At 73.3% G+C, this 3,214-nt stretch carries 1 pseudogene; it reads right to left on the bottom strand.

What is annotated here, in order from left to right:
- Nucleotides 1–3,073, bottom strand: a pseudogene (locus Q0R63_RS15070) (amino acid adenylation domain-containing protein); the annotation flags it as partial.
- Nucleotides 3,074–3,214 lie beyond the last annotated feature (141 nt).

Genomic DNA, 3,214 nt, shown 5'->3' with positions numbered 1-3,214 from the left:
TTGCCGATCTTCACCTCGCCGATGCGCAACCACCCGCCGCCGAGCTCGTAGCCGCCGAGCAGGGTGTCGTCGGCGAGGAACGCCCCCTCGCCGACCGTGGTGAGTCGCGGGATGAGCAGGACGGTCGAGGCCTCGACGTCGGGTCCGATCCGAGCACCCAACGCCCGCAGCCACATTGGTGTCGCCGTGCTGGAGTAGAGCGGGAAGAGCCAGGTGCGGGCCTCGTCGAGCAGCCGGACCGTCGTCCACGCCTGCCAGGCCCGCAAGCCGTGGATGGGATGGTGCCCCCCGGTCAGCCCGAGACCGAGCAGGCGGGTCGCCCCCCAGATGAGGACGGCGAGGACGACCAGGGCCACGACGGTGGCCAGCGGCAGCCAGGCCAGCGAGAGGACGGCCGCGTTGCCGAGCGAGGTCGCGTTGCGGAGCCCCGGCGCCACCGAGGCCACCCCGGCGACGACTGCGAACGGCGGGAGCAGGGAGACGAGCACCGAGGACAGCCCGTATGCCGCGAGCCAGACCGGCCGGTTGTCCGGCCGCACGTCCGTCCACGGACCCCGGGCCATCCCTCCGCAGCGAGCAGGTGCACCCGCCCACCACTCCCCCGACGGCACCGGGCCGAACACCGCTGAGCCCGGGGTGATCTCGGCCCGGTCCCCGACGTCGGCGCCCGGGATCAGCGTCGAGCGGGCGCCGACCCGAGCGCCCGCGCCGACCCGGATCGCGCCGAGGTGGAAGACGTCGCCGTCGAGCCAGTGGCCGGCGAGATCCACCTCCTGCTCGATCGAGCACTCGGCGCCGAGGTGGAGGAGGCCCGTGATCGGCGGGATGCTGTGGAGGTCGACGTCCGGGCCGACCTCGGCACCGAGGGCCCGCGCGTACTGGCGCATCCAGAGGGCGCCCGCGAGGTTGGCGGCCCCCAGCTCGTCGGCGACCCGCTCGGCGAGCCAGACTCGGAGGTGGATCTTGCCGCCGCGGGGATGGTCGCCGGGCGTGACACCCCGCAGGATGATCCGCGCCGCGAGGACGGTGAGGAACATCCGCCCGGGCGCGCTGAGCAGGAGCAGCCAGCCGAGTCCGACCAGCCACCACGAGACGGTGGGGAGCCAGGTGAACCCCGCCAGATCCACGGCCACGTTGTTGCCCGCGAGGATCCACGTCAGCCAGCGCAGGCCGCTGATGAGTCGCAGGGGGATCGTCGAGATCACCTGTCCTGCCTGCGTTTTGCGAGGGACGGCGCCGACGGGATGGTTGGTCTGGGCGGCCGGAGAGTGCATCGCGTCGAGGGCCGCTGCGAGACCACCGAGGGTCGGCTCGGCATACACGTCGGCGACGGTGAGCTCGGGGAAGCGTTCGCGCAGCCGCGAGACGAGCTGGGCCGCACTCAGGCTGCCTCCCCCGGCGTCGAAGAAGTCGTCTGTCGGGGCAGTGACGGCGGCGCCGAGGATCTCGAGCCACAGCTCCTGCACCCAGCCGGCGGTGCCGTCGAGGACGAGAGGCCGCGTGGCCCCCGCCGTCTCGGCCGTGGCCAGCGGCCAGGGCAGCGCGTCGCGGTCGATCTTGCCCGACGTGCGGGTCGGCAGAGTGTCGACCTGAGCGAGGCGCGGCACCATCGCCGCGGGCATCGTCGCGCGGAGGTGCTCGATCGCCCGGGCCGGGTCGAACGTGCCGTCCGTCGCGACATAGCCGATGAGGAGGCTGTTGCCGGAGCTCGTCTTCCGGACGGCCGCGGCGGCGCCGGTGACGCCGGGGAGGGACAGCAGAGCGCTGTCGACCTCGCCGAGCTCGATGCGCCGACCACCGAGCTTGACCTGGTCGTCCGCGCGGCCGAGGAAGAGCAGACCCTCGGGGTCGTTGCGGACGAGATCCCCACTGCGGTACGCCCGCTCCCACCCGAGGGTGGGCATCGCGGCATACTTCTCGGCGTCCTTGTCGGGATCGAGGTAGCGGGCGAGACCGATGCCGCCGATGATGAGCTCGCCGCTCTCGCCCTCGCCGACGTGGTGCCCCGCGGCGTCGACGACGGCGAGGTCCCAGCCGTCGAGCGGGAGGCCGATCCGCACCGGGGGCTCACCGGTGAGGCGGGCCGCGCAGGCGACGACGGTGGCCTCGGTCGGGCCGTAGGTGTTCCAGACCTCCCGGGTGTCGGTCGCGAGCCGGGCACCGAGCTCCGGGGGGCACGCCTCGCCCCCGAGCACGAGCAGTCGCACGGCGCCGAGGGCCGCCGGGGGCCAGAGCGTGACGAGGGTCGGGACCGTGGAGACGACGGTGATGCCGTTGGCGATCAGCCAGGGCCCGAGGTCCATGCCGCTGCGGACGAGGGAGCGGGGGGCGGGCACCAGGCAGCCGCCGTAGCGCCAGGCCAGCCACATCTCCTCGCAGGAGGCGTCGAAGGCCACCGACAGGCCGGCCATGACGCGGTCTCCCGGGCCGATGGGGTGGTCCTGGAGGAAGAGGCGGGACTCGGCGTCGACGAAGCCGGCGGCCGAGCGGTGGCTCACCGCAACGCCTTTCGGCTTCCCGGTCGACCCGCTGGTGAAGATGACCCAGGCGTCGTCCTCGAGTGTGGGGTCGTCGAACGCCTCGTGGTCGGCAGCGCCGTCGGTGGCTCCGGCATCGGTGTCCGCCTCACCGACAGTGCTCCGCAGCCGTGGCGCGATGACGAGCTCCGCGCCGATGACGGCGGCCACATCGGCTTCGGTGAACACCAGTCGGGCGCGCTCGTCGGGGTCGTCGGCGTCCACCGGCACGTAGGCCGCACCGGCGAGCAGGATCCCGAGGATGGCGACGTAGAGGTCGGTGGTGCCCGAGGGGATCCGCACCCCGACCCGGTCGCCGACCCCGACCCCGACCTCGCGCAGCGCGACGGAGACCGTCCCTGCGGCGTCGAGGAACTCGGCATACGTGAGCACCTCGGCGCCGTTGTCCAGTGCCGGCGCATCGGGTAGCTCGGCGGCGGTCTGGCGGACGATGTCGACGAGCGTCCGTGGTGGAACGGCGCGGTCGGCGCGCAGCAGGGTCACCGGTGGTGGCCCGCTGCTCGGGCGAGGTCCGCGGCTCGGGGCGTCACAGGCATTCGGGCGTCACAGCCAACAGTGTCGCGGATCCCGGTGAACGGAGGGAACTTCCGCCCGGGACCGCCACTCCTGCCCCTCCCCGGTGGGGGGTTGACGCTGCGTCAAGGGGGTTGACGCACGTTATAGCGGGCGTCAACCCC

It is taken from the genome of Lapillicoccus sp., assembly GCF_025353065.1.
Classification (GTDB): Bacteria; Actinomycetota; Actinomycetes; order Actinomycetales; family Dermatophilaceae; genus Lapillicoccus.
This window is presented reverse-complemented; position numbering and strand designations above follow the sequence as displayed.